The 22970-nt window shown below is 63.7% G+C and carries 21 protein-coding genes; 11 read left to right on the top strand and 10 right to left on the bottom strand.

Annotation, left to right across the window (positions count from 1 at the left end):
- Positions 1 to 4: 4 nt before the first annotated feature.
- The gene (locus tag ACEN8I_RS02565) at positions 5 to 985 is read left to right on the top strand and encodes a ParA family protein (protein WP_413325956.1); all 981 of its coding nucleotides are present in this window, start codon (positions 5 to 7) and stop codon (positions 983 to 985) included.
- Positions 986 to 1006: 21 nt separating this feature from the next.
- Here ACEN8I_RS02565 and metE read toward each other — a convergent pair whose 3' ends face one another.
- Positions 1007 to 3343: a 5-methyltetrahydropteroyltriglutamate--homocysteine S-methyltransferase gene (gene metE / locus ACEN8I_RS02560; protein WP_413325953.1), complete on the bottom strand. Its 2337-nt coding sequence runs from the start codon at positions 3341 to 3343 to the stop codon at positions 1007 to 1009.
- A 143-nt stretch (positions 3344 to 3486) separates the two neighbouring features.
- Between metE and ACEN8I_RS02555 the strand changes: the two genes are divergently transcribed.
- Positions 3487 to 4410 carry a LysR substrate-binding domain-containing protein gene (locus ACEN8I_RS02555; protein ID WP_413325951.1) on the top strand — a complete coding sequence of 308 codons (924 nt, stop codon included), beginning with the start codon at positions 3487 to 3489 and terminating at the stop codon, positions 4408 to 4410.
- A gap of 12 nt (positions 4411 to 4422) precedes the next feature.
- Here the strand turns inward: ACEN8I_RS02555 and ACEN8I_RS02550 are convergent, their stop codons facing one another.
- The gene (locus ACEN8I_RS02550) at positions 4423 to 5277 is read right to left on the bottom strand and encodes a SirB1 family protein (protein ID WP_413325948.1); all 855 of its coding nucleotides are present in this window, start codon (positions 5275 to 5277) and stop codon (positions 4423 to 4425) included.
- 75 nt (positions 5278 to 5352) lie between these two features.
- Complete coding sequence (gene murJ, locus ACEN8I_RS02545; RefSeq protein WP_413325946.1) at positions 5353 to 6912, bottom strand: murein biosynthesis integral membrane protein MurJ; 1560 nt, start codon at positions 6910 to 6912, stop codon at positions 5353 to 5355.
- A gap of 268 nt (positions 6913 to 7180) precedes the next feature.
- On the opposite strand from murJ, the gene rpsT reads away from it, so the two are divergent.
- The gene (rpsT, locus tag ACEN8I_RS02540) at positions 7181 to 7492 is read left to right on the top strand and encodes a 30S ribosomal protein S20 (protein ID WP_007864125.1); all 312 of its coding nucleotides are present in this window, start codon (positions 7181 to 7183) and stop codon (positions 7490 to 7492) included.
- Positions 7493 to 7622: 130 nt separating this feature from the next.
- Here the strand turns inward: rpsT and ACEN8I_RS02535 are convergent, their stop codons facing one another.
- Entirely contained in the window at positions 7623 to 7943 is a 321-nt protein-coding gene (locus tag ACEN8I_RS02535) for a DUF3579 domain-containing protein (RefSeq protein WP_413325943.1), read from the bottom strand.
- A 283-nt stretch (positions 7944 to 8226) separates the two neighbouring features.
- Between ACEN8I_RS02535 and ACEN8I_RS02530 the strand changes: the two genes are divergently transcribed.
- Positions 8227 to 9444 carry an aspartate aminotransferase family protein gene (locus ACEN8I_RS02530; protein WP_413325941.1) on the top strand — a complete coding sequence of 406 codons (1218 nt, stop codon included), beginning with the start codon at positions 8227 to 8229 and terminating at the stop codon, positions 9442 to 9444.
- Positions 9445 to 9449: 5 nt separating this feature from the next.
- Positions 9450 to 10385, top strand: a complete 936-nt coding sequence (argF, locus tag ACEN8I_RS02525; RefSeq protein ID WP_413326379.1) for an ornithine carbamoyltransferase — start codon at positions 9450 to 9452, stop codon at positions 10383 to 10385.
- 211 nt (positions 10386 to 10596) lie between these two features.
- On the opposite strand, the gene ACEN8I_RS02520 is transcribed toward argF, so the two are convergent.
- From ACEN8I_RS02520 to ACEN8I_RS02510, 3 genes are all read right to left on the bottom strand, one after another.
- On the bottom strand, positions 10597 to 11592 hold the full coding sequence (locus tag ACEN8I_RS02520) for a glucokinase (RefSeq protein ID WP_413325939.1): 996 nt from the start codon (positions 11590 to 11592) through the stop codon (positions 10597 to 10599).
- Between the two features lie 91 nt (positions 11593 to 11683).
- Positions 11684 to 12655 (bottom strand): Bug family tripartite tricarboxylate transporter substrate binding protein, encoded by a 972-nt coding sequence (locus tag ACEN8I_RS02515; RefSeq protein ID WP_413325937.1) that lies wholly within the window; start codon positions 12653 to 12655, stop codon positions 11684 to 11686.
- Positions 12656 to 12667: 12 nt separating this feature from the next.
- Positions 12668 to 13651, bottom strand: coding sequence for a porin (locus tag ACEN8I_RS02510; RefSeq protein ID WP_413325935.1), 984 nt, complete (start codon positions 13649 to 13651; stop codon positions 12668 to 12670).
- Positions 13652 to 13981: 330 nt separating this feature from the next.
- On the opposite strand from ACEN8I_RS02510, the gene ACEN8I_RS02505 reads away from it, so the two are divergent.
- On the top strand, positions 13982 to 15334 hold the full coding sequence (locus ACEN8I_RS02505; protein ID WP_413325933.1) for an adenylosuccinate lyase family protein: 1353 nt from the start codon (positions 13982 to 13984) through the stop codon (positions 15332 to 15334).
- Here the strand turns inward: ACEN8I_RS02505 and ACEN8I_RS02500 are convergent.
- Together ACEN8I_RS02500 and ACEN8I_RS02495 are read right to left on the bottom strand one after the other, a co-directional pair.
- Positions 15259 to 16395, bottom strand: coding sequence for a GntR family transcriptional regulator (locus tag ACEN8I_RS02500; RefSeq protein ID WP_413325931.1), 1137 nt, complete (start codon positions 16393 to 16395; stop codon positions 15259 to 15261). The genes ACEN8I_RS02505 and ACEN8I_RS02500 overlap by 76 nt on opposite strands.
- A 79-nt stretch (positions 16396 to 16474) precedes the next feature.
- Complete coding sequence (locus ACEN8I_RS02495) at positions 16475 to 17239, bottom strand: SDR family oxidoreductase (RefSeq protein WP_413325928.1); 765 nt, start codon at positions 17237 to 17239, stop codon at positions 16475 to 16477.
- A gap of 217 nt (positions 17240 to 17456) precedes the next feature.
- Between ACEN8I_RS02495 and kynB the strand changes: the two genes are divergently transcribed.
- Genes kynB through kynA form a run of 3 tightly spaced genes read left to right on the top strand, consistent with a single transcriptional unit; the run spans position 17457 to position 20260 of the window.
- Positions 17457 to 18104, top strand: coding sequence for an arylformamidase (gene kynB / locus ACEN8I_RS02490; RefSeq protein ID WP_413325926.1), 648 nt, complete (start codon positions 17457 to 17459; stop codon positions 18102 to 18104).
- An 18-nt stretch (positions 18105 to 18122) separates the two neighbouring features.
- Positions 18123 to 19403: a kynureninase gene (gene kynU / locus ACEN8I_RS02485; protein ID WP_413325924.1), complete on the top strand. Its 1281-nt coding sequence runs from the start codon at positions 18123 to 18125 to the stop codon at positions 19401 to 19403.
- Positions 19403 to 20260: a tryptophan 2,3-dioxygenase gene (gene kynA, locus ACEN8I_RS02480; protein WP_413325922.1), complete on the top strand. Its 858-nt coding sequence runs from the start codon at positions 19403 to 19405 to the stop codon at positions 20258 to 20260. The genes kynU and kynA overlap by 1 nt, the downstream gene beginning before the upstream one ends.
- Here kynA and ACEN8I_RS02475 read toward each other — a convergent pair.
- Complete coding sequence (locus ACEN8I_RS02475; protein WP_413326377.1) at positions 20255 to 21184, bottom strand: GlxA family transcriptional regulator; 930 nt, start codon at positions 21182 to 21184, stop codon at positions 20255 to 20257. The two genes, kynA and ACEN8I_RS02475, sit on opposite strands and share 6 nt — an antisense overlap.
- Before the next feature lie 82 nt (positions 21185 to 21266).
- On the opposite strand from ACEN8I_RS02475, the gene ACEN8I_RS02470 reads away from it, so the two are divergent.
- On the top strand, positions 21267 to 21944 hold the full coding sequence (locus ACEN8I_RS02470) for a DJ-1/PfpI family protein (protein ID WP_413325920.1): 678 nt from the start codon (positions 21267 to 21269) through the stop codon (positions 21942 to 21944).
- Between the two features lie 28 nt (positions 21945 to 21972).
- A complete protein-coding gene (locus ACEN8I_RS02465; RefSeq protein WP_413325918.1) occupies positions 21973 to 22953 on the top strand; it encodes a tripartite tricarboxylate transporter substrate-binding protein in 981 nt (326 codons plus the stop codon).
- Positions 22954 to 22970: the final 17 nt, after the last annotated feature.

Here is a 22970-nt window from a genome sequence, read left to right as displayed (position 1 = left end):
GCTCATGCCGGTCATCGCAGTCGTCAACCGCAAGGGAGGCAGTGGCAAAAGCACACTGGCCGCGCACATTGCCGCATGGTGCGCGCGCAACGGCAGCTCGGTCATGCTGGGCGACGTGGACCGCCAGCAATCGGCGCGCAGCTGGCTCAAGCGCCGCGGCGCCGACCTCCCCGCCATTGCCCCCTGGGCCGTGGACCAGAAAAACATGCTGCGCGTGCCCACGGGCATCACGCACGTGGTGCTCGATACACCAGGCGGCATGCACGGCTTCGAACTCGCGCGCGTCGTGATGTTCGCCGACGCCATCGTCATGCCGGTGTGCAATTCCATGTTCGACCGCGAGTCGGCCGCGCAGTGCCATGCCGACCTGATGGCCCTGCCGCGCGTGGCCAGCGGCCGCTGCCGCCTCGCCACCGTGGGCATGCGCATAGACGGGCGCACCAGCGCGGCAAAAGTCCTGGAAGAATGGTCCGAAGGCCTGGGCATGCCTTTCCTGGGCGCGCTGCGTGAAACCCAGCTGTATGTGCGCAGCCTGGAGCGCGGCATGACGATGTTCGATTTGCCGGCCAGCGCCGCCGCGCCGGACCTGGCGCAATGGCAACCCATACTGAATTGGCTCAGGCCTACGCTGTACCCGCCGCAGGCGGCCAACGACGCCCCCGAACAGGCACAGGCCAGGACAGTGGCCAAGGCCCCGGCCCGGGTGATCGCGCCCCGGCCCTCGGTCGCCGCGACGCTGGGCGCCAGGCCGCTCAACCCGTCACCTGTACAAAAAGTGGAAACAGCTTCACGCCTGGGCAGTTCCCTGCCCGGCAGCCTGATGCCGGCCCAGGAATCGCTGCTGCACGGCGCCCGGATGTCCGCCCAGAGCACGGCCCGCGCCGTGGTCCGGCCTGTCCAGGCCGCCGGCACGCCGGCCATGTCGCGCAACATGAATTCGCCCGACGGCCTGCAGATCCCGCAGTTCCTCAAACGCGCCACCTGAGGCGCCGCACCGGCCCCGCCGTCAGGCAGCGGCGAGTTCTTCGCGGACTTCGCGCGCGGCCTGCACCATATTGCCCAGCGCCGCCTCGGTCTCGGGCCAGCCGCGGGTCTTGAGGCCGCAGTCGGGGTTGATCCAGAGGTTTTCCGCCGGGATCACCGCAGCCGCCTTGCGCAGCAGCCGCACCATCTCGTCCACCGTGGGCACACGCGGCGAATGGATGTCGTAGACGCCCGGACCAATCTCGTTCGGATACTTGAAGTCGCCGAAGCCGCGCAGCAGTTCCATGTCGGAGCGGCTGGTTTCAATCGTGATGACGTCGGCGTCCATGGCCGCAATTTCCGGCAGGATGTCGTTGAACTCGGAATAACACATATGGGTGTGGATCTGGGTTCCATCGGCCACACCGCTGGCGCTGATGCGGAAGGCGCGCGTGGCCCATTCCAGGTAAGGTTTCCAGCCGGCGCGACGCAGCGGCAGGCCTTCGCGTATCGCCGGCTCGTCGATCTGGATGATGCCTATGCCCGCGCCCTCCAGGTCCACCACCTCGTCGCGTATCGCCCAGGCGATCTGCGCGGCGGTCAGGCTGCGCGGCTGGTCGTCGCGCACAAAAGACCATTGCAGGATGGTGATGGGGCCGGTCAGCATGCCTTTCATGGGCCGCTTGGTCAGGCTTTGCGCATACACCGTCCAGGCCACCGTCATGGCCGCGGGGCGCGCCACGTCGCCGTAAATCACCGGCGGCTTCACGCAGCGCGAGCCGTAGGACTGCACCCAACCCTTGGCCGTGAAGGCAAAGCCGTCGAGCTGCTCGCCGAAATACTCGACCATGTCGTTGCGCTCGGCCTCGCCGTGCACCAGCACGTCCAGGCCTAACTCTTCCTGCTTGCGCACGGCGAGGCGGATCTCGGCCTGCATTTTTTCGGCGTACTGCGATTTGCCGATCTCGCCGCGCTTGAGGGCCGCGCGCGCGGCGCGTATCTCGGCGGTCTGTGGAAACGAGCCTATCGAGGTGGTCGGAAACAGCGGCAGCGCAAAACGTTGCCGCTGCAGCTGCTGGCGCCGGCTGAAAGGCGAAGGCCGCTGGTCGGCGCCCACGGCGGCCCGGGCCAGCCGCGCCGCCACGGTGGCGCGGTGCACGCGGGGGCTGTGGCGCCGCGCCTGGGCGGCCAGGCGGGCGGCGGCCAGTTCGGCCTGCACCGAGCTTTCGCGGCCTTCGAGTGCGGCCTTCAGCATGCGCAGCTCAAACAACTTTTCCACCGCGAAGGCCAGCCAGGACTTGAGTTCGGCATCCAGCGTGTCCTCGGCCTGCAGGCTGTAAGGCACGTGCAGCAGCGAACACGAAGGCGCCAGCCAGAGCTCGCCCCGGTGTTTTTCGGCCACCGGCCGCAGCCTTGCCAGGGCGGCATCGGGATCGGTGCGCCAGATGTTGCGGCCGTCGATGATGCCCACCGACAGCACCTTGTGGCTTGGCAGCCAGTCGGCCACACCGACAAGTTCTTCGGGCGCGCGGACCGCATCGACGTGCAGGCCCGCCACCGGCAGCTGGCAGGCCATGCGCAAGTTTTCTTGCAGCGGCGAAAAGTAAGTGGCGAGCAGCAGCTTCACGCCTTTGCGTGCAAGCCGCCAGTAGCTGGACTCAAAAGCCTGGCTCCAGGCGGGCGGTAAGTCCAGGCCCAGGATGGGTTCGTCCATCTGCACCCACTCCACGCCCTGGTCCTTGAGACGGGCCAGGATTTTTTCGTACACCGGCAGCAGTTTCTCAAGCAGGCTGAAGCGGTCGAAACCCGGCACCTTTTCCTTGCCCAGCCACAAAAAGCTCAGCGGCCCCAGCAGCACGGCCTTGACGGCATGGCCGGCCTCCTGGGCCTGCCCGACTTCGTCAAACAGGCGTTCAGAGGCCAGGCTGAACTCGGTGTCCGGTCTGAACTCCGGCACCAGGTAGTGGTAATTGGTGTCAAACCACTTGGTCATCTCCAGCGCGAAGCTGCCGCCGCCGGCGCCGCCTTCAGCGCAGCCGCAGTCCGCGCTGTGGCTGTGGCCGACACCGGCATTCACGCCGCGCGCCATGGCGAAATAGCGGCTCAGCGCGGGCTCCTGGCCGGTGAAACCAAAGCGCGCCGGCTCGCAGCCCAGCATCTGGATGTGGTTGGCCACATGGTCGTAAAAAGCGAAGTCGCCCACTGTCACGAAGTCCAGGCCCGCTTCTTTTTGCACCGCCCAATGACGCTCGCGCAGCTCGGCGCCGGCGGCTTCCAGCGCGGCAATGTCTATCTCGCCGCGCCAGTGTTTTTCGAGCGCGAACTTCAGTTCCCGGTGCGCGCCCATGCGCGGAAAACCCAGGGTGTGTGTATGGACCATGCAGGCTATCTCCCGTTTGCGAATCAACAAAGAACGCCATGGTCGGCCAGATTCAACTATTATTCAAACGAAAGATATTGCCTTTCAACATGAAAATTATTGATTCACACCTGAATCACATTTGATTCACCCACAAGCCGGACATGACCTTCTCCATTCTTGAACTGCGCCACCTGCGTACCCTGACGGCCCTGCGCGACAGCGGCAGCCTGGTGCGCGCAGCGCAGCTGCTCAACCTCACGCAGTCGGCGTTGTCGCACCAGGTCAAGCTGCTTGAAGACCGCTATGCCGCGCCGCTGTTCGAGCGCAAGTCCGTGCCGCCGCAGTTCAGCACCACGGGCCTTCGCCTGCTGGCACTGGCCGATGCGGTGCTGCCGCAGGTCGAAGAGGCCGAACGCGACGTGGCGCGGCTGGCCACGGGGCGCTCCGGCCAGTTGCGCATCGCGGTTGAATGCCATACCTGTTTTGACTGGCTGATGCCGGCCATGGATGCCTTTCGCACGCGCTGGCCCGAGGTGGAACTCGACATCGTCTCGGGCTTTCACCCCGACCCGATCGCGCTGGTGTTGCAAGACCGCGCCGACATCGCCATCGTGTCGGAGGCCGATGCCGATGAAACTGTCGACTTCCATCCGCTGTTCCGTTTTGAAATCACGGCGCTGCTGGCCAACCACCATGCGCTGGCGGCCAAAACGCACCTCACGGCCAAAGACTTCGCCAAGGAGACGCTGATCACCTATCCGGTTCCGGACGAAATGCTGGATGTGGTGCGCCAGGTGCTGGAGCCGGCCGGCGTCAAGCCCGCGCGCCGCACCACCGAACTCACGATTGCCATGCTGCAGCTGGTGGCCAGCGGCCGCGGCGTCGCCGCGCTGCCCAAGTGGGCGGTTCAAAGCTACCTGGACCGCGGCTATGTAAGCGCCAGGCCCATCGGTAAAAAAGGGTTGACCGGCCGCCTGTATGTGGCGTGCACCGAGGCCACCTCAGGCCGGCCCTGGCTGGCCGACTTTGTGGCGATCACGCGCGAGAGTTGCTTTCTCACGCTCAGCGAGATCGAGCTGCTTTAAGCGCCGCAAAGCTCAGTGCCGGCCCTGGCGCAGTTGGGCCAGGCGCTCGGCCATGGCGTCGATGTCGAGCGCGTCTTCGGCATTGGCCAGGTAGATTTCCAGGTCGGCCATCGCGCGGTCCGGTTCGCCGTGGGCGGCCCAGGCCAGGCCGCGGTCACGGTATTCGGCCCAGGCTTCGGGCTGCAGCACGATGAGGCGGTCCTGCACCGGAATCAGGCGCTGCCAGTCTTCCTGGGTCTTGTGGATTTCCTTGAGGTTGCGCAGCATGCGGCTGATGATCTCGCGCGGCGGCGCCGACTGCAAGTACAGGCCCATGGGCACCTCGAATTCGTCGCCCGGGCTGCCGCCGTGCTGCCGGAAAGGCTCGAGCCGCTCGGACAGTTCTTCGCGGCTCAGCGACTGGCCGCTGAACGGGTCTATCACCACCTGGCCCTTGGGCAGGTTGACCTTGACCATGAAGTGCCCCGGAAAGGCCACGCCGCGCGCATTGAGGCCCAGGCCCAGAGCCAGCTCCAGCCAGAGCACGGCCAGCGTGATGGGAATGCCGCGGCGCGTGCGCAGCACCGCGTTCAGGTAGCTGTTGTCGGGGTCGTAGTAGTCGTTGACGTTGCCGCCAAAGTTCAGGTCGTGGAAAAAGAACTGGTTCAGCGCGCGCAGCCGCTGCAGCGCCGGCGCGTCAGCCGGCAGGCGGCGCTTGAGCCGGGCCAGCAGCTGGTCGACGTCGCCCAATACCTGCTGCACATCCAGGTCGGGGTATTCGTCCTGCGCCAGGCTGATGGCGGCTTCCAGAAGGGGGAAATGCTCGTCGCTTTCCACCAGGCTGGAGAAATATTGCAATGGTGACGGTACAGCCAGATTTAATTGCATGGCCCCTACTTTCTCATAAACCGGCGCAAAAAGGCATCCGGAAAATGCCGCTCGGTGCCCAGAGCATGCCGCCCGTCAATGTCTCAGCAGCTTTGTGACCTTGAGGCCGGACACCCACAGCGCCGTGAAATACAGCAGCGCCGAGGCCAGCAGCACCAGCGCCAGCCAGCCGATGCGCTCCAGGGAGTGGCTTTTCAGCGCGACCCAGCTCACCGCCCCGGCGGCCCACAGCAAAAAGGCCGCGAGCAAGGCGCTGGCGCCGCCCACCTGCAGCGCGAATTTGCCCCAGCCCGGCAGCGGTTTGTAACTTCCGCGCTTCAAGAGCCCTAGCAGCAGCCACAGGGCATTGACCAGCGCGCCAATGGCGATCGACAAGGTCAGGGCCGCATGCTGCAGCAGGGGCACCAGAAAATAATTCAGCACCTGGGTGAACACCAGCACGCAGACGGCAATACGCATGGGCGTGCGCATGTCGTGCCGGGCATAAAAGCCCGGCGCCAGCACCTTGACGGCCACGATGCCCATCAGCCCCACGCCATAGCTGGTCAAGGCCGCCGTCGTGCGCTGGACGTCAAGGTCGCTGAACGCGCCATAGTGGTACAGCACCGCGACCAGCGGCTGCGAGAAAACCAGCAGGGCCACGGCACAGGGCACAGACAGCAGCATCACCAGGCGCAAGCCCCAGTCGAGCATGGAGGAATAGCGCGCCTCGTCCTGGCTGCCGCGCGCGGCGGCCAGTTGCGGCATCAGCACCACCCCCAGGGCGACGCCCAGCATGGCGGTGGGAAACTCCATGAGTCGGTCGGCATAGGTGATCCAGCTCACGCTGCCGATAGCCAGGTGCGAGGCGATCTGGGTGTTGATGAGCAGCGATATCTGCGCAACGCTCACACCCAGCAGGGCCGGCAGCATCAGGGACAGCACCTTGCGCGTGCCCGGGTCGTTCCAGGACTGGCGCAGGGCCGCAAAGCTGGCGCCTATGCGCGGCAGCAAGCCCAGGCGCCGCAGCGCGGGTAGTTGCAGGCCCAGTTGCAGGATGCCGCCCACCATCACCCCCACGCATTGGGCATAGATCGGCTCGATGCCGTTCCTTGCGAACCAGGGGGCCCCCAGGGTGATGGAGCCTATCAGCGCCAGGTTCAGCAGCACGGGCGAGGCGGCGGGCACGGCAAACCGGCGCCAGGTATTGAGGATGCCGCCGGCCAGCGCGACCAGCGACATGAAGCCGATGTAAGGGAACATCCACCGGGTCATCACCACAGCGGCGTTGTAGCCCTGCGGCTTCAAGCCGCTGGCCATGGCCCAGACCATCAGCGGCGCGGCCAGCACGCCCGCCACGCATAGCAGGACCAGCGTCCAGGTCAGCAGGGTCGCGACGTGGTCAATCAGCTGTTTGGCGCCCTCTTCCCCTTGCTCAGCCTTGCAAGCCGCCAGCACCGGCACAAAAGCCTGGCTGAAAGCCCCCTCGCCGAGCACCCGCCGGAACAGGTTGGGGATGCGAAAGGCGACGTTAAAGGCGTCGGTCATGGCGCTGACGCCAAATACCGAAGCCATCAGCAGGTCCCGGACCAGACCCGTGATGCGCGAGGCCAGGGTCAGCAGGGAAACGGTGGAAGCGGCTTTGAATAATGACACCCCGGGAGTTTATGCGGCCAAAAGCCAAGAACCCGATAAAGTTGCAGCCAAGACGGGCCTAACCCAGGCGCAATGCGAAGCGAGCCGCGTAAAACCAAGTTAGAGACGCGGAACCGGCTTTGCCGGGCCGCAGGCGGGCGGCCCCTTCCTCAGTGCAAGGGGCAGGGAGCCGCCGCAGGCTCGAAGTGAGCGACCGTGGGGGCTGCTATAATTTAAGGCTTTGCTGCAACATCCACAGACTCCTCCCCAGGATTAAAGGAATACATATATGGCTACCGCCAAACCCAAGAAAAAGAACCCGCGCCTTGCGTCGGGCCGCAAACGCGTCCGCCAGGACGTCAAACTCAACGCCGCGAACACCTCGCTGCGCTCCAAATACCGTACCGCTGTGAAAAACGTCGAAAAAGCCGTTGCAGCCGGTGACAAAGACAAAGCCAAGGACCTGTTCGCCAAGGCCCAGAGCATTGTGGACACGGTTGCCGACAAGGGCATCTTCCACAAGAACAAGGCAGCGCGCGACAAGAGCCGCCTGTCCGCCAAGGTGAAAGCCCTGGCACTGGCCCCCGCAAAGGCCGCCTAAGCAATTAGGCAAATCGCCCGGACGGCATCTTTCCAACGAAAATACCGTCCGCCGTTTTGTAGGGTGCGCTGCAGCAAAGCAAAAAAGCCGTCGAAAGACGGCTTTTTTGTTGGCGCTTCAAAAACCTCAGTCAGCCCTTGGGCGGCTGGTCGGGCAGCAGGCAGGCTTCGGCCATCTGCAAGTCGTTGTCCTTGGCGAAATTGATGGCGAAATCCCAGGCCATGGGCTCGGCTTCGCGCAACTCCGAATTGACGACCACACACTTCACGCCGTTGATGACGGTGGGCACACACCAGGGGGAGTAGGTCAGGTGGCTGCCGGGCTGGGGGCCGCCCGGGCGGAAATGGCTCATCACACCGCACAGCCTGTCGGCCCAGTCGCTGGGCCGGAAGGTTTTGCCGTCGCGGGTAATACCCTGGATAAAGACTTCTTTGGCGGTGTTGGAGACCATCGGGTGGAGGGTTTTTTGCGCTGCCCGGCATGGGAAAGGGTGGGATCGCACCCCATGCTGCAGCGCACAACAATTCTAGCGTAACTCTGACTCTTATATAAGACTTGGAAGACAAATTTTCAATGCCGGCGATAGCGAGCGGCGCCCGGGCGCTTGCATTGCAGTGATGCAGGAACGTCACAAAAGGCCGCAAAGTCTGCGCCTAAAATCAGCCCAGGCCCGCATCAACTGCTGCGGGCCTCGAATTTTCCGCACTGTCACAGCCCTTGTTCCGGAGTTTTCCATGACCGCAGCCCTGCCCAAGCACATCGAAGCCGCCTCCCCTCACGTGATGAACACCTACGGCCGCCTGCCCATCGCGCTGGACCATGGCCAGGGCTGCCGCGTCTGGGACGTCAACGGCAAGGCTTACCTCGACGCGCTGGGCGGCATTGCCGTCAACACCCTGGGCCACAACCACCCCAAACTGGTGCCGGCCCTGCAAGACCAGATCGCCAAGCTCATCCACAGCTCCAATTACTACCATGTGCCGCTGCAGGAAACCCTGGCCGCCAAACTGGTGGAGCTGTCGGGCCTGGAAAACGTATTCTTCTGCTCCACCGGGCTGGAAGCCAACGAAGCCGCGCTCAAGCTGGCGCGCAAGTTCGGCCACGACAAAGGCATTGAGCGCCCGGAAATCGTCGTCTACGAAAAAGCCTTCCACGGCCGCAGCATCGCCACCCTGAGCGCCACCGGCAACCCCAAGGTGCAGGCCGGCTTCGGCCCGCTGGTCGAAGGTTTTATCCGCGTGCCGCTCAACAACATCGATGCGCTCAAGGCCGCCACTGCCAACAACCCCAATGTGGTCGCCGTGTTCTTTGAGGCCATCCAGGGCGAAGGCGGCATCAACAGCATGAAGGACGAGTACCTGCGCGAAGTGCGGGCGCTCTGCGACGAACGCGACTGGCTGCTGATGATCGACGAAGTGCAGTGCGGCATGGGCCGCACCGGCAAGTGGTTTGCCCACCAGTGGGCCGGCATCAAGCCCGACGTGATGCCGCTGGCCAAGGGCCTGGGCTCGGGTGTGCCGGTCGGCGCGGTGGTCACCGGCCCCAAGGCCGCCCACATCTTCGGCCCCGGCAACCACGGCAGCACCTTCGGCGGCAACCCGCTGGCCATGCGGGCCGGTGTGGAAACCCTGCGCATCATGGAAGAAGAAGGCCTGCTGGCCAATGCCGTGAAGGTGGGCGAGCACCTGCGTGCGGCGCTGGCGCGCGGCTTGGCCAGCGAGAAGGGCGTGAAGGAAATCCGCGGCCGCGGCCTGATGCTGGGCATCGAGCTGGCCGTGCCCTGCGGCGAGCTGCTGGGCCGCGCCGCCGAGAACGGCCTGCTGCTGAGCGTGACCGCCGACACCGTGATCCGCATGGTGCCATCGCTCATCATGACCACGGCCGAGGCCGACGAGGCGGTGGCCATCCTGGTTCCGCTGATCAAGCAGTTGTTGAAAGAGAAAAACGCGTGACCACTGTGATCCCCACCACGCCCGCTCCCGTGCGGCATTACCTGCAGTTCAGCGACCTGAATGCGGCGGAATACGCTTACCTGTTCGAGCGCGCCGCCATCATCAAGAAGAAATTCAAGACCTACGAAAAACACCAGCCGCTGGTCGACCGCACGCTGGCCATGATTTTCGAGAAAGCCTCGACCCGCACCCGCGTGAGCTTCGAGGCCGGCATGTACCAGCTGGGCGGCAGCGTGGTGCACCTGACCACCGGCGACAGCCAGCTGGGCCGGGCCGAGCCGATTGAAGACAGCGCCAAGGTCATCAGCCGCATGGTCGACCTGGTGATGATCCGCACCTTCGAGCAGACCAAGATAGACCGCTTCGCCGAGCATTCGCGCGTGCCCGTCATCAACGGCCTGACCAACGAATTCCATCCCTGCCAGATCCTGGCAGACATCTTCACCTACATCGAGCACCGCGGCTCCATCAAGGGCAAGACGGTGGCCTGGGTGGGCGACGGCAACAACATGGCCAACACCTGGCTGCAGGCCAGTGAGATCCTGGGCTTCAAGGTGCACGTCAGCACACCGGGCGGCTACGAGGTGGACCAGTCCATCGCCGGCATACGCTCGGCCGAAAGCTACAAGGTCTTCAAGGACCCGATGCAGGCCTGCGCCGGCGCCGACCTGGTCACCACCGACGTCTGGACCAGCATGGGCTACGAAGCCGAAAACGAAGCGCGCAAGAAGGCCTTTGCCGACTGGTGCGTAGACACCGAAATGATGCGCGCGGCCAAGCCTGATGCGCTCTTCATGCACTGCCTGCCCGCCCACCGCGGCGAGGAAGTCGAAGCCGACGTCATAGACGGCCCGCAATCAGTGGTCTGGGACGAGGCTGAAAACAGGATGCACGCACAGAAGGCACTCATGGAGTTCCTTCTGCTCGGGCAGCTCGCGTAACACGCGAGCGTCGGCGCGGTAGCGCCGGCATGCTGTTTCGGCGCAGGCTCATGTGCGCAAAGCGCACGTGAAGCGGCCAGGGGCTGCGTGCCGAAGCCAAAACAGGATGCACGCGCAGAAGGCACTCATGGAGTTCCTTTTACTTGGACAGCCTAGCTAAGGGCGAGAAGGTCGAACCGGCATAGCCGGCAGCCTTTCCGGAAAGCATGGGTCACTGCGGATGGTCAATTTCCAGCGCCGCCGCAGCGCCACGAAACGCCGGTGACTGCCCTGCCTGAATCACATAAACAGGTATTTCCGACAGCTGTCGCGCGAAACGGCCTTTCGCCTCGAAGCGCTGCCTGAACGCCGAGCAATTGAAAACCTCACCCAGACGCGGAACAATGCCGCCGCCTATGTATACCCCGCCACGCGCACCCAGCGTAAGCGCCAGATTGCCGGCAACCGTTCCGAGAAACGCGCAAAACAGTTCGAGCGCCTCAAGCGCCTGCGAATCGCCGTGCTCCATGGCCGCTGCCACCACATCCGCGGCACCGAATTCGGCAACTACCTTCGCCCCGTCGATTTCCTGCACAGCGCGGTGGATATCGGCCAGCCCCTGGCCGCACACAGCGCGCTCGGCCGAAGCGTGGCCATACCGGGAGGTGAACCACTGAAGCAGCTGCTGCTCTCGCGCCGTGCAGGCCGGCAAGGTGACGTGGCCGCCTTCACCCTCGATCGCTACCCATCCGCCGCGGCCATCAGGCAGCAATCCGGACACACCCAAGCCGGTGCCGGGGCCGATCAGGGCCTTTGCGGCGAGAGGGGCCGCTTGCCCACCCTGCACCTGACGCAGTTCCGCCGGGCCGAGACCCGGCAAGGCCAAGGCCAGAGCGGTGAAGTCATTCAGCACGCGCAAAGTCGTGAAACCGAATTGCACCTTTAACGCGCGAATGGAAAAAGCCCAGTGATGGTTGGTCATCTGTACCTGGTCGCCAAACACGGGATTGGCAATGGCGATTGCGCAATTCGCGGGCGCGTTCCGTCCCAGGATCGCCAGGTAATGCCGCATCGCATCCGCAAGCGTCGGATATCCGGCACAGGGCAAGATCTCCATGTGATTGATGGACTCCCCGGCGCCGTTCTGCCACGCGAACCGAGCGTTGGTTCCGCCAATGTCAGCCAAAAGCCGCTCGTTGCCGTGAGGACTGGTGGGAACTGCAGCCATCAATTCCTCGGAGTTGATCGCGGCCAGGCCGGGGAATGCCACCCGGCGACCGGCTCGCGACGGTCGGCCCTGGCAAAAAAAGCCGTACCCATCACTCCATCGTGATTTTTGCAGTCTTCACGATATCGCGGTACAGCGTGGCCTGAGGACCGATGAACGCGCGCATCTCGCGCCCGGTCATTGGTGCGACCGAGATGCCAGCATCCGCCAGCTTGGCGCGCACATCGGGCTGCGCAAGCGCTTCCACCAATGCCTTCTCATAAGCGGCCACGATGGCGGGAGAAGTTCCCGATTTCACAAACAGGCCCTGCCAGAGCGGCAGCGAAATGCCGTTGAACCCCTCTTCCTCGCCGATGCGCTTGACGTTCGGCAATTGCGCAACGCGGGCACCGTCAGACACCGAGAGGGCCTTGATTTTCCCGTCCTTGAGAAACGGCATGGCCGTAGACAAGACCAGCACTGCGCTGTCCACCTGGCCGCCGACCAGATCATTCGCGATCTGTGCGCCGCCGCGGTAGGGGATGTGCAGCATTTCTACCTTCGCTTGCTTGTTGATGAGCGCACCATAGATATGCTGCATCGTCGCAACTCCGGGGGTTGCGTAGTTGAAGCTCTCTTTGCCGCTCTTGCGCAGCGCGCCCACCAGGTCGGACAAAGACGCGTAAGGGGAGCCCGAGGGAACGGCGAATACCAGCGGCACCGTGGTCATTCGTCCCACCGGCAGAAGGTCCTTCTCCCAGTCAAGCCTGGACTTCGGATTCACCATGGGCACGAGCACGGTATCCGTGCCGCCCATGTAGATGACGTTGCCGTCAGCCGGTGCATTGAGCACTTTCTGCGCGGCGATCATGCCGCTGGCGCCAGCCACGTTCTCGACAATGACCTGTCGCCCCAGGCGCCTGGACAGCTCGGTGCCGACAACACGCGCGACCAGGTCGGCACTGCCGCCCGCGGAGTAGCCGACCACCAGCGAGATGGGCTTGTCGGATTGCGCATGGACAACACCCGACAACAACGCGCCGGCGCCCAACAAGGCAAGTTGATTCAACAATCTGCGTTTCATGCCGGGCTCCTTTCAGAAGGTGTGTTTGATGCCAAGGTCGAACGCCGTTGTGCGGCTCTGGCCGACCTGCTTGGCGGAGCCTACATTCGTATACAGCAAGGTGCGCTTGCTCAGGTCGTACTGAATCCCCGCCCCCACCATTTTCGAATTGAGATGGGTTGCCGGGCGCAGGTTGCCGTAAGAGACATAGGTGCGCCCAAAACTCAGGGGCACCAGCGCAGACACGGTGAACGAAGTGGCGTCACCGTTGAGGCCGCCCTTGGCGCGTGAATAACTGGCGGTGGGGCGGACCACGCCGAAGTCATATCCACCGGCAATGAGCTTGAGGTTGGTCCTGTTGTCCAGGCCATCGTAAGCTGCACCGAGCCAGACCGGGCCGTCCTTGTACTGGACGTTGGCGGAGGTGCTCCGCTGGCGCGTGCCTTCTCCCAGGCCGGTTGCCAGCTCGAAGCTCACGGCGCCCAGCGCCGGCGATTTGTAGCCTATGGTGTTGCTCCAGCGAATGTTGGAGGCCTCGACCGTCGCAGCGACCGGGAGGTAGTTCGCGTAGGTGTAAGTGGACCCGGTCTGGCTGACATAGCTCCAGAGCGTGGGATCGGTGTTGAGCGCAACCGTGTACGCCGCAGAGTATTCACGGCCGGAATAAATTTCGCCCCAGTCCTTGCTGCCTATGGCAAGCACTGAACGGCCCAGCCAGAAAACATTGGCGTTGCTGAGCGCCCCCGTATCGGTCGCGAAGCGGGTTTCGATCTGAAAGCGGGTGTAGTTGCCGCCACCCAGGTCTTCCTCACCGCGAAAGCCAAGACGGGAGGTGTTGCCGGCTTTCACGTTCCAGTCGTCATTGGGAGCCCTGCCGGGCAGCATCCCGGCCGGCGTGGTGCCGCTGGTCGCTTTTGTCAGCCCTTGGTCCACGATGCCGTAAATCGTCAGTGATGACTGGGCGTGTACTGAAAAAGCCGGGGCCAGCGCGCTTGCGGCCAGCAGTGCGCTGCGCATGGCAGCGCTCCGGGCTCTGCAGTGGCCCATAGGTGTAAAGAGGAATGTCTTCAAGCTTGTCTCCTTGTTCTGCGCCGGCTCCATCCGCCGGCGGGGGCAGTATATATGTATTTATTGTATTGAAGTACAATTAATATTGTATCGATCAAAATTCCAGTCGCACCACTCCGAAGCTCCGTGCGCGTGCCTAGCCTTAAAATTTCGCCAATTTCACAAATCAATGCAATTCATACAATATGCAAGAACGGCTCCGCTTATCGGGTTTTTCTCCGCCACTGCCAGCCCCCGTGCAAAGCGTTTCCTCCTGACGGGAACCCCATGAACATCGGAATGTTTGAATCCTTCATTACCGGCCACTGGTTCAGCGCTGAGGCCAAACGCATCTGGAGCGATGTCGCCACGCTGCAGGCCTGGCTCACCGTCGAAGCCGCCCTGGCCAGCGCCCAGGCTGAACTGGGTGTCATTCCTGCGCAGGCCGCAACCACCATTGCGCAGAAAGCAGATGCCCGGCTGTTCAACCTGGAGCGCCTTTCGCGCGACATCGCCTTCGCGCAGCACCCGCTCGTTCCCGTGCTTTACCAGTTCGAAGAGCTGTGCGGCGAACCTGCCGCCGGTTTCATCCATTGGGGTGCGACAACGCAGAACATCTTCGATACCGCGAGCTCACTGCAGATGCTCGAAACGCATCAGCTGCTGACAAACCATCTGGATGCGGCCATCGCCGCCTTCGGCCAACTTGCGCTGGCGCACCAAGCCACCGTGATGCCCGGCCGCACGCACGGCCAGCACGCCTTACCCATGACCTTTGGCTTCAAGCTCGCCGGCTGGCTGGACGAACTCGACCGGGACCGCGATCGGCTCAGGCAGCGATTGCCATCGTCATTCGTGGCGAGCCTGGGCGGGGCCATAGGCACTTTCGCGGCCATGGGCAGCGCGGGGCGCGAGGTCGAGGCGCGGATGGCCGCGCAGTTGGGACTTGAGCCGGCGGGGCTGCCCATGCGTTCGTCCTACGACCGTGTCTGCGACTACATCTCTGCGCTGGGGCTGCTGGCCGGCACCGTGCAAAAAATCGCGCAGGATGTCGTGTTCATGCAGCGCACCGAGATCGGCGAGGTTGCAGAAGCATTTCACATGGGAAAGGTGGGCAGCTCAACCATGGCGCAGAAGCGCAACCCGTCGACCGCGCTGTTGCTGGCCAGCCTTGCGCGCATGATGCGGGCCCGGGTGCCGGCAGCGCTCGAAGCGATGGTTCGCATGGACGAGGGCGACTCGTCCGCAACCAATGTGACCGATACGCTGTTGCCGGAAATTGCCATCATTGCGGCGTCGATTGCCGAAACCCTCGCGACCCTGGCCCAGGGCCTCGTCGTACACCCCGAGGCGATGCGCCGCAACCTCGATTTATCAAACGGCCTGATCGCGTCGGAAGCCGTGATGATGCGGCTGACCAGGCTGATGGGGCGGCATGAAGCGCATCAATTGCTTTATGAAGCGGCGCAGCGGTCCCAGTCCGAGGGCATGCCTTTCATGACGACGATCGGCGAGCATCCCCTGTTTGCAAAATGCGAGCTGCCGCCCGACCTGGTGCAGGCGCTCGTCGCCAGCAGCTATGTCGGCGAATCGGTGGTGCTCACGCGCGAAACTGTGGAACGCGTGGCCGGCGGTGGCGCCGCAATGGACTGACCCACCTTGCTCGTCACCGGGATCAGGCGCACGCCGTAGGGCAAGGAGGGGTCGGCCCATCGCACATTGATCGCCTGGTACAGCGACTCGATCTGGTCGGCAACGCTGCACCCGATGGTGTCAAAGAAGTTGGCGTGTTCGTTCGCCAGGTCCGTACGCCCCAGCAACACCACGCTCAGCGCCGATGGGATGCCGACGCCGGCATCCGACAGCAGTTGCCGGAATTTGGCGCCATCTTCAACGCCCCATGCCACCAGGGCAGTGAACGGCAGCCGCCCTGAGGCATCCAGGCTGGCCTTGATCAGGTTTGCAAGCGCCGCTTCGTAATTGTCGTCAGGCAGATGCGGTACGGTGATCTCGTGGAGCTCGGTGTCCGCCAGGGTGGTCTGCAGGTATTCAAACCGCCGGCGGCCCATCTGCGTTGCCAGAACGGGGGACGACGTTGCCGCGTACGCGATGCGGCCATGGCCTTGCTGCCGCAAAAGGGCAATCGCCTTGGCCAGGGGTTCGCCCCACTCCATGCCGACCGCCTCGACGTCCGTGCCGGCGAGCGTCGCGCCATCCACCGCCAGCACATCACATTTATCCCGCAGCGCGGCGAGCAGATCGATGGTGATGGTCTTGTAAGTCGACTGGACCACGCAGGCGTCGAAACGCGGCGAACCTTTCAATACGGTGCGTGCATGGGCCGGGTCGGTGTATGAAACCTCCAGCACCCGATGCCCGTCCGCGGTGAACCGGCGCTGCAGGCCTTCCACCAATACGCGGCCACGGGTGATGCTGATGGAGCGCCTGAGCAGCAGCACCGATCTGTTTGCCTGCAAGCGGGGGCCGGTGTTAGCCGGCACCAGCTCGCCATCCCCCCGAAAGTAGGTTCCGCGTCCCACCTGCGAATCGATCAGCCCTTTGGTTTTGAGGCCTTGAAAGGCGCGCTGGACCAGCATTTGCGATACACCGAAGCGGCGCATCAAATCACGTATCGGAGGCAGGCGATCGCCGGGACGGGCGTTGTTCGCAAGCTCGTCCAGGTACTGTTCCAGGTCGGAGGCCGTATTGTTCATATACATACAATACAACACATTTTGCTGGTGCCGCCCACGCTGATCCGCGGCTCAAGCGGCAGCGCCAATCAGGGCCGCATCAACCACGCCCCACAAACGGCATCTTCGTGGCCATGATGGTCATGAACTGCACATTGGTCGACAGCGGCAGAGACGCCATGTGCACCACTGCATCGGCCACTTCCTTGGCATCCATCATGGGTTCAATGGCGATCTCGCCGTTGGCCTGAGGCACGCCCTTGGCCATGCGGGCCGCAAGCTCCGTCATGGCATTGCCGATGTCGATCTGGCCGCAGGCGATGTTGTACTTGCGGCCGTCCAGCGAGATCGACTTGGTCAGGCCCGTGATGGCGTGTTTGGTCGATGTGTAGGGCGCCGAATTGGGACGCGGCGCGTGGGCCGAGATCGAGCCGTTGTTGATGATGCGGCCGCCTTGGGGCGATTGGTCTTTCATCAGCCTGATGGCGGCTTGCGCGCAGAGAAAAGAACCGGTGAGGTTGATGTCGACCACATTGGTCCACTGCTCAAACGTGATGTCCTCGATGTTCACCGGCGGGGCGCCCACGCCGGCATTGTTGAACAGCAGGTCGAGGCGGCCGAACTTTTCCTTGACCTTGGCAAAGGCCGCCGCCACGGACTCGGGCTTGCTCACGTCGGTGGGCAAGGCCAGCGCGCGGTCCGTGCCGGACTCCTTGGCGACTTCATTGAGCGGCTCCACGCGGCGCCCCACCAGCGCCACGCTATAGCCCTCACGCAGCAGGGCCACGGCCACGGCCTTGCCGATGCCTGTGCCCGCGCCGGTGACGAGTGCGACTTTGCCGTTGGACTTGTTCTCGGAATTCATGGTCTGCCTTGTCTCTCTTGAAAGGTTGGGGGGAGGTATTGCTGGTTGGTAAATCGATGCAGCGATGCGCCGCAGGTCTGGATTGTGCCCCAGCCTCGCCCAGGCCGCATGACCCTGGGCAGGCCAGCACCGGCAGATACTTTAGGTCTCAACTATTTTTGAAATTGTTGGAAATAACCGACACCACGGCTTTTTTGCCGGTGCTACCTTTGGATCCATGCCTGCCTCCACCCCATCAGCATCGCGCAAACTCTGGGACATCTCGCCACCGGTGGATGAAAACGCCGCCGTGTTCCCCGGTGACACGGCCTACTCCCAGACACTGCATTTCTCCCTGACGCCGGGTTGCCCGGTCAACGTCAACAGCATCACGCTGTCGCCGCACACCGGCGCCCATGCCGATGCCCCGCTGCACTATGCCAACGGCGCGGCCAGCGCCGGCGAGCTGGACCTTGCTCCCTACCTCGGGCCCTGCCGCGTGATCCATTGCCTGGACTGCGGCCCGCTGGTCTTGCCCGAACACGTCGCCCACGCGCTGGATAGCCTGCCGCCGCGCGTGCTGCTGCGCACTTCGCGCAGCGCCAGCCAGGCCTGGGACACTTTCACCGCCATCGCGCCTGAAACACTGGCATTGCTGGCAAGCAAAAACATCTGCCTGATCGGCATCGACACGCCCAGCGTGGACCCGGCCACCAGCCAGGACCTGCCCAGCCACCACCAGTTGCTGGCGCACGGCCTGCGCGTGCTGGAAAACCTGGTGCTCGACGAGGTGGCCGAAGGCGATTACGAACTGATTGCCCTGCCGCTCAAGCTGACCCGGGCCGATGCTTCCCCCGTGCGCGCCGTGCTGCGCGAACTCTCCTGAAACCCAAAAACTTTAGCCATGACCACACTCCAGGACTGCCGCGCCCTTGACGCGCAAGACCCGCTGCGCGAGCTACGCCAGCAATTCACGCTGCCCGAGGGCGTGATCTACCTTGACGGCAACTCGCTGGGCGTGCTGCCCACCACAGCCGCCGCCCGCGTCGCCGAGGCCGTCACGGCCGAATGGGGCCAGGGCTTGATCCGCTCCTGGAACAGCGCCGGCTGGTTCGAACTGCCGCAGCGCCTGGGCAACAAGATCGCGCGGCTGGTAGGCGCGGCTCCCGGCGAGGTTGTCGCCACCGACAGCACTTCCATCAACCTCTACAAGGTGCTCAGCGCCGCGCTGCACATCGCGGCACAAGACGCCCCCACGCGCAAGGTGATCGTCAGCGAGCGCAGCAACTTCCCGACCGACCTCTACATCGCCGAAGCGCTGTGCCGCGAGCGCGGCTTTCGCCTGCAACTGGTGGAGCCTGAAGAAATCGCGGCCGCCCTCACCCGCGACGTGGCCGTGCTGATGCTGACCCACGTGAACTACCGCACCGGCGCCATGCACGACATGGCCGCTGTGACCGCCGCGGCCCATGCCGCCGGCGCGCTCACCGTCTGGGACCTGGCGCACAGTGCGGGCGCCGTGCCGGTGGACCTCAACGCAGCCAAGGCTGACTTCTCCATCGGCTGCGGCTACAAATACCTCAATGGCGGCCCCGGCGCACCGGCCTTCGTCTGGGTCAATCCCAAGCACGCCGACCGTTTCTGGCAGCCGCTGGCCGGCTGGTGGGGCCATGCCGCGCCGTTTGAGTTCACGCCCGATTACCGGCCTGCGGCAGGCATCTCGCGCTACCTCTGCGGCACCCAGCCCATCCTGAGCATGACCGCGCTGGAATGCGGCCTGGACACCGTGCTCGCTGCCGAAGCTTTGGGTGGCATGCAGGCCCTGCGAAAAAAATCGCTGGAGCTCACCGACCTGTTTATCCGGCTCGTCGAGGAACGCTGCGAGGGCCACGGCCTGGGCCTGGCCACGCCGCGCGAACATGCGCAACGCGGCTCCCAGGTCTGCTTGACCCGCACCGAAGGCGCTTATGCCATCGTGCAGGCGCTGATCGCGCGCGGCGTGATCGGCGACTTCCGCGCCGGCGACGGCGCAGCCGGCAAGCACCTGGACATCCTGCGCTTTGGTTTCACGCCGCTCTACATCGATTTTGAAGACGTGTGGAACGCCGTCGAGCATTTGAAGCGGGTGCTTGAAACAGCCGAATGGCGAAAAGCCGAATTCAACCAGAAGCACGCGGTCACCTGATGAACAGCCACAACAAACCACAAGCCCCTGAAGACATCGTGCGCGACGAAAAAGCGCAGCTCGACTTCAGCAAGTCCATGAGCTACGGCGACTATTTGCAGCTGGACGCCATCCTGGGCGCGCAGAAACCGCTCTCGCCCGATCACAACGAAATGCTCTTCATCATCCAGCACCAGACCAGCGAGCTCTGGATGAAGCTGATGCTGCACGAGCTGCGGGCGGCGATTGCCAACGTGGCCAACGACGAACTGGGTGGTGCCTTCAAGATGCTGGCGCGCGTGAGCCGCATCATGGAGCAATTGGTGCACGCCTGGGACGTGCTGGCCACCATGACCCCGCCCGAGTACAGCGCGATTCGCCCCTACCTCGCCAACTCCAGCGGCTTTCAAAGCGCGCAATACCGCTGCATCGAATTCGCCCTCGGCAACAAAAACGCCGCCATGCTCAAACCCCATGCGCACAGGCCCGACCTGCTGGCCCAGGTGCAGGCCGCGTACGAGGCGCCATCGCTCTATGACGAAGCCCTGCGCCTGCTGGCCCGCCGCGGACTGGCCGTTCCGGCCAGCCACACCCAGCGCGATTGGACCCAGGGCTATGTGGAAAGCGAGGCCGTCGAGCAGGCCTGGCTGGTGGTGTACCGCGACCCGAAAAAGTACTGGGACCTGTACCAGCTGGGTGAAGAGCTCACTGATCTCGAAGATGCGTTCCGGCTCTGGCGGTTCCGGCACGTCACCACGGTGGAACGCGTCATCGGGTTCAAGCGCGGCACCGGCGGCACAGGCGGCGTCAGCTACCTGCGCAAGATGCTGGATGTTGTGCTGTTTCCGGAGATCTGGAAACTACGCACTGATTTATAAGCGCCCAGGGGTGCGGACGGTGTGACGCGCTGCGGCCGCCGTCCCGGAAATACCCCGGGCTGGGCTGGTATGCCTCAGGACTTCCTTCCCCGACAGGCGCCCCGAGCTGGCGAGGATTTCCGCCTGTTCACGCCGCAGGCTGTTGAGTGCGGCGATGGGGCCCATGCCGAAGTTTTCCGCAAACTTGCGCTGAAAAGTGCGCCGGGACATATTGCACATATCCGCCATCGCGTCGACAGACCATTCGTGGTCAAGCCGGGCCTGCAACAACTCGATCAACTGGCGAAAGGGTGCTGCGGCTCTATCCTGAATCCTCAGGGCCTGGCTGTACTGGCGCTGATCGCCGTCCCTGCGTAAATAGACTAGCAGCCGCCGCGCGACACGCTGCGAGAGGTCGGCGCCATGGTCGCGCTCGATCAGGGCCAGCGCGAGGTCGATGCCGGCCGTAACACCCGCCGTGGTCCAGTACTTGCCGCTTTCGCAGTAGATCTTGTCGTCGTTGACCTTAAGGTCCGGGAAGTCCCGCTGCAACCTCCCGGCGGATCGCCAGTGGGTGGTGACCTCCCGGCCGCTCAACAGCCCGGTGGCGGCAAGCAGGAAGGCCCCCGTGCAAACGCTGCAGGTTCTGCGTGTGGACTGATCTCTTTCCCGCAGCCAGTTGACCAGTTGAAGATCGGTACATGCCGCATGGACTCCGCCGCCGCCCGGCACCACCAGCGCATCGATAGGCAATGCCGCGGCAGCCCCCAAACCGTGGTCCACATGAATTTTCAGTGCACCATCGGCGCTCGTGACGGCGTCCTTCTGTGCCACGGTGGCCAGGCGATACACCGGAACGCCCGCCTCTTCATTTGCCGTGGTAAATGCCTGCCACGGCCCGGCCAGGTCAATGGGCTGAAAGCCATCGAACAAAAGAAATGCCACCCATTTTGGCGCACATTCGCCCGCTTTTGGCACTGTCCCTGCGGCACCTGGCCTTACCTTCCGTGTATTAAGGAGCGGGTTCATGAAAGTCAATATTATTCTCTTCAATGCACTGACACAACTTGATTTGACGGGGCCTTTTGAAGTCCTGGCACGCGTGCCGGCGGTGCAGGTCGAGCTCGTGGGGAAGTCACTGGAGCCGGTCCGATCGGACCGCGGTCTCACGCTGGTACCCACCACGACCATCGCCAACGCACCGCCCTGCGACCTGCTGGTGGTGCCGGGAGGGCCTGGAACCGACGACGCGATACTGGATGCCGAGTGGGTCGGCTTCACCCGCAGGCAGGCAAAGTCGGCGAAGTACATCTTCGGCATCTGCACGGGCTCGCTGCTGCTTGGCGCAGCAGGTCTCCTCAAAGGTCGGCGAAGCACCTGCCACTGGCAGGCCATCGATTTTCTGCCGGCCTTCGGTGCCATCGTTACCCGGGAGCGCATGTGTGTGGACGGAAATATCTTCACCGCGGGCGGCGTAACCTCCGGCATCGACATGGCCTTGAAGGTCGTCGCCATGCTGAAGGGAGACGAAGCCGCCAAGCAAATCCAGCTCCAGATCGAATACGACCCCAAGCCGCCCTTTCCAGGTGGTACACCTTTGACATCGGAGCCGGCCATCGTTGAAAAATGCCTGGCGGCGACGCAAGCCCGGCGAGCCCTTCGGGCTTCAGCCGTCGGACACGCAGCCCTTCGCATGCCAGCTTGAAAAAGTACCGCTAACCCTGGAGAACCTTATGAGCAAAAAACTATTTTTACTGGTTTTGTTGGCTTTTCTGGCATGCGGCATGGGCGCGCAGGCGCAAGGTGTTTACCCCTCGAAACCGGTGACATTGATTGTTCCCTATCCCGCAGGAGGCCCCATGGACAAGCTCGCGCGGGAGCTTGCCTTGCCCCTGGCAAAGCAGCTAGGGCAACCCATCGTCATCCAGAACCTGTCAGGCGCTGGAGGCAACCTGGGCAGTGCCATCGCCCTGCGTGCGGCTCCAGACGGCTATACCTTGCTGCTGAACCATATCAGCATGGCGACAGCCCCTGCCCTGTATCGCCGCCTTGGGTTCAACCCGGAAACGGATTTCGAACCTTTGGGCATCATGGCCGAATCACCGCTGATGCTGGTGACGCGCCCACAGATAAGCGCTGGCTCAGCGGTTGAGTTGGTGCGATGGATCGCCAAGCAACCACAGGTCAAGCTTGCCAATGGCGGCATCGGGTCGGCATCGCACCTGTGCGGTTTGCTGCTCCAATCTTCGCTGGGCATCGGCATGACCACCGTTCCCTATCGCGGTACCGCTCCGGCATTGGCGGATTTGCTGGGAGGCCATGTAGACCTGATGTGCGATTTGACCGCCAATGTGCTTCCCCAGGTATTCAGCGGGAAAACCAAGCCCATTGGCGTGACATCACGCAAGCCGCTCAGCGTCCCCGGCGCCTCGGCGATCCCGACGCTCGAGAAATTCGGCATCCCATCCGTGCAGCTCGGCGTCTGGTACGGGCTGTACGCGCCGAAGAATACGCCTGCGGAAGTACAAACCAGGGTCAACAGCGCACTGCTGGCCGCAATCCAGACGGACGCATTCAAACAGGCACAACTCGCTTCAGGGATCGACGTGGTTCGAGACGCGCGCAACACACCCGCGGGCCATCGCGAATACCTGCACAGCGAAATTGCGCGCTGGACGCCGGTGATCAAGGCGGCGGGGGCTTATGCGGACTAGGGCCGGCCGGAAGCAGT

Origin of the sequence: Polaromonas sp. CT11-55 (assembly GCF_047303325.1) — a bacterium.
GTDB lineage: Bacteria > Pseudomonadota > Gammaproteobacteria > Burkholderiales > Burkholderiaceae_C > Polaromonas.
Note: the sequence above shows the minus strand (reverse complement) of the source record. Positions and strands in the feature narration are given on the sequence as shown.

Excerpts from the sequence above, each read along its gene's own strand:
- kynA (WP_413325922.1), top strand. The coding sequence starts at position 19,403 with ATGAACAGCCACAACAAACCACAAGCCCCTGAAGACATCGTGCGCGAC.
- ACEN8I_RS02550 (WP_413325948.1), bottom strand. The coding sequence starts at position 5,277 with ATGCAATTAAATCTGGCTGTACCGTCACCATTGCAATATTTCTCCAGC.
- ACEN8I_RS02555 (WP_413325951.1), top strand. The coding sequence starts at position 3,487 with ATGACCTTCTCCATTCTTGAACTGCGCCACCTGCGTACCCTGACGGCC.
- ACEN8I_RS02500 (WP_413325931.1), bottom strand. The coding sequence starts at position 16,395 with ATGAACAATACGGCCTCCGACCTGGAACAGTACCTGGACGAGCTTGCG.
- kynB (WP_413325926.1), top strand. The coding sequence starts at position 17,457 with ATGCCTGCCTCCACCCCATCAGCATCGCGCAAACTCTGGGACATCTCG.
- ACEN8I_RS02505 (WP_413325933.1), top strand. The coding sequence starts at position 13,982 with ATGTTTGAATCCTTCATTACCGGCCACTGGTTCAGCGCTGAGGCCAAA.
- ACEN8I_RS02465 (WP_413325918.1), top strand. The coding sequence starts at position 21,973 with ATGAGCAAAAAACTATTTTTACTGGTTTTGTTGGCTTTTCTGGCATGC.
- ACEN8I_RS02515 (WP_413325937.1), bottom strand. The coding sequence starts at position 12,655 with ATGAAACGCAGATTGTTGAATCAACTTGCCTTGTTGGGCGCCGGCGCG.
- ACEN8I_RS02520 (WP_413325939.1), bottom strand. The coding sequence starts at position 11,592 with ATGGCTGCAGTTCCCACCAGTCCTCACGGCAACGAGCGGCTTTTGGCT.
- ACEN8I_RS02535 (WP_413325943.1), bottom strand. The coding sequence starts at position 7,943 with ATGGTCTCCAACACCGCCAAAGAAGTCTTTATCCAGGGTATTACCCGC.
- ACEN8I_RS02530 (WP_413325941.1), top strand. The coding sequence starts at position 8,227 with ATGACCGCAGCCCTGCCCAAGCACATCGAAGCCGCCTCCCCTCACGTG.
- ACEN8I_RS02510 (WP_413325935.1), bottom strand. The coding sequence starts at position 13,651 with ATGCGCAGCGCACTGCTGGCCGCAAGCGCGCTGGCCCCGGCTTTTTCA.
- ACEN8I_RS02495 (WP_413325928.1), bottom strand. The coding sequence starts at position 17,239 with ATGAATTCCGAGAACAAGTCCAACGGCAAAGTCGCACTCGTCACCGGC.
- metE (WP_413325953.1), bottom strand. The coding sequence starts at position 3,343 with ATGGTCCATACACACACCCTGGGTTTTCCGCGCATGGGCGCGCACCGG.
- ACEN8I_RS02565 (WP_413325956.1), top strand. The coding sequence starts at position 5 with ATGCCGGTCATCGCAGTCGTCAACCGCAAGGGAGGCAGTGGCAAAAGC.
- ACEN8I_RS02470 (WP_413325920.1), top strand. The coding sequence starts at position 21,267 with ATGAAAGTCAATATTATTCTCTTCAATGCACTGACACAACTTGATTTG.
- kynU (WP_413325924.1), top strand. The coding sequence starts at position 18,123 with ATGACCACACTCCAGGACTGCCGCGCCCTTGACGCGCAAGACCCGCTG.
- rpsT (WP_007864125.1), top strand. The coding sequence starts at position 7,181 with ATGGCTACCGCCAAACCCAAGAAAAAGAACCCGCGCCTTGCGTCGGGC.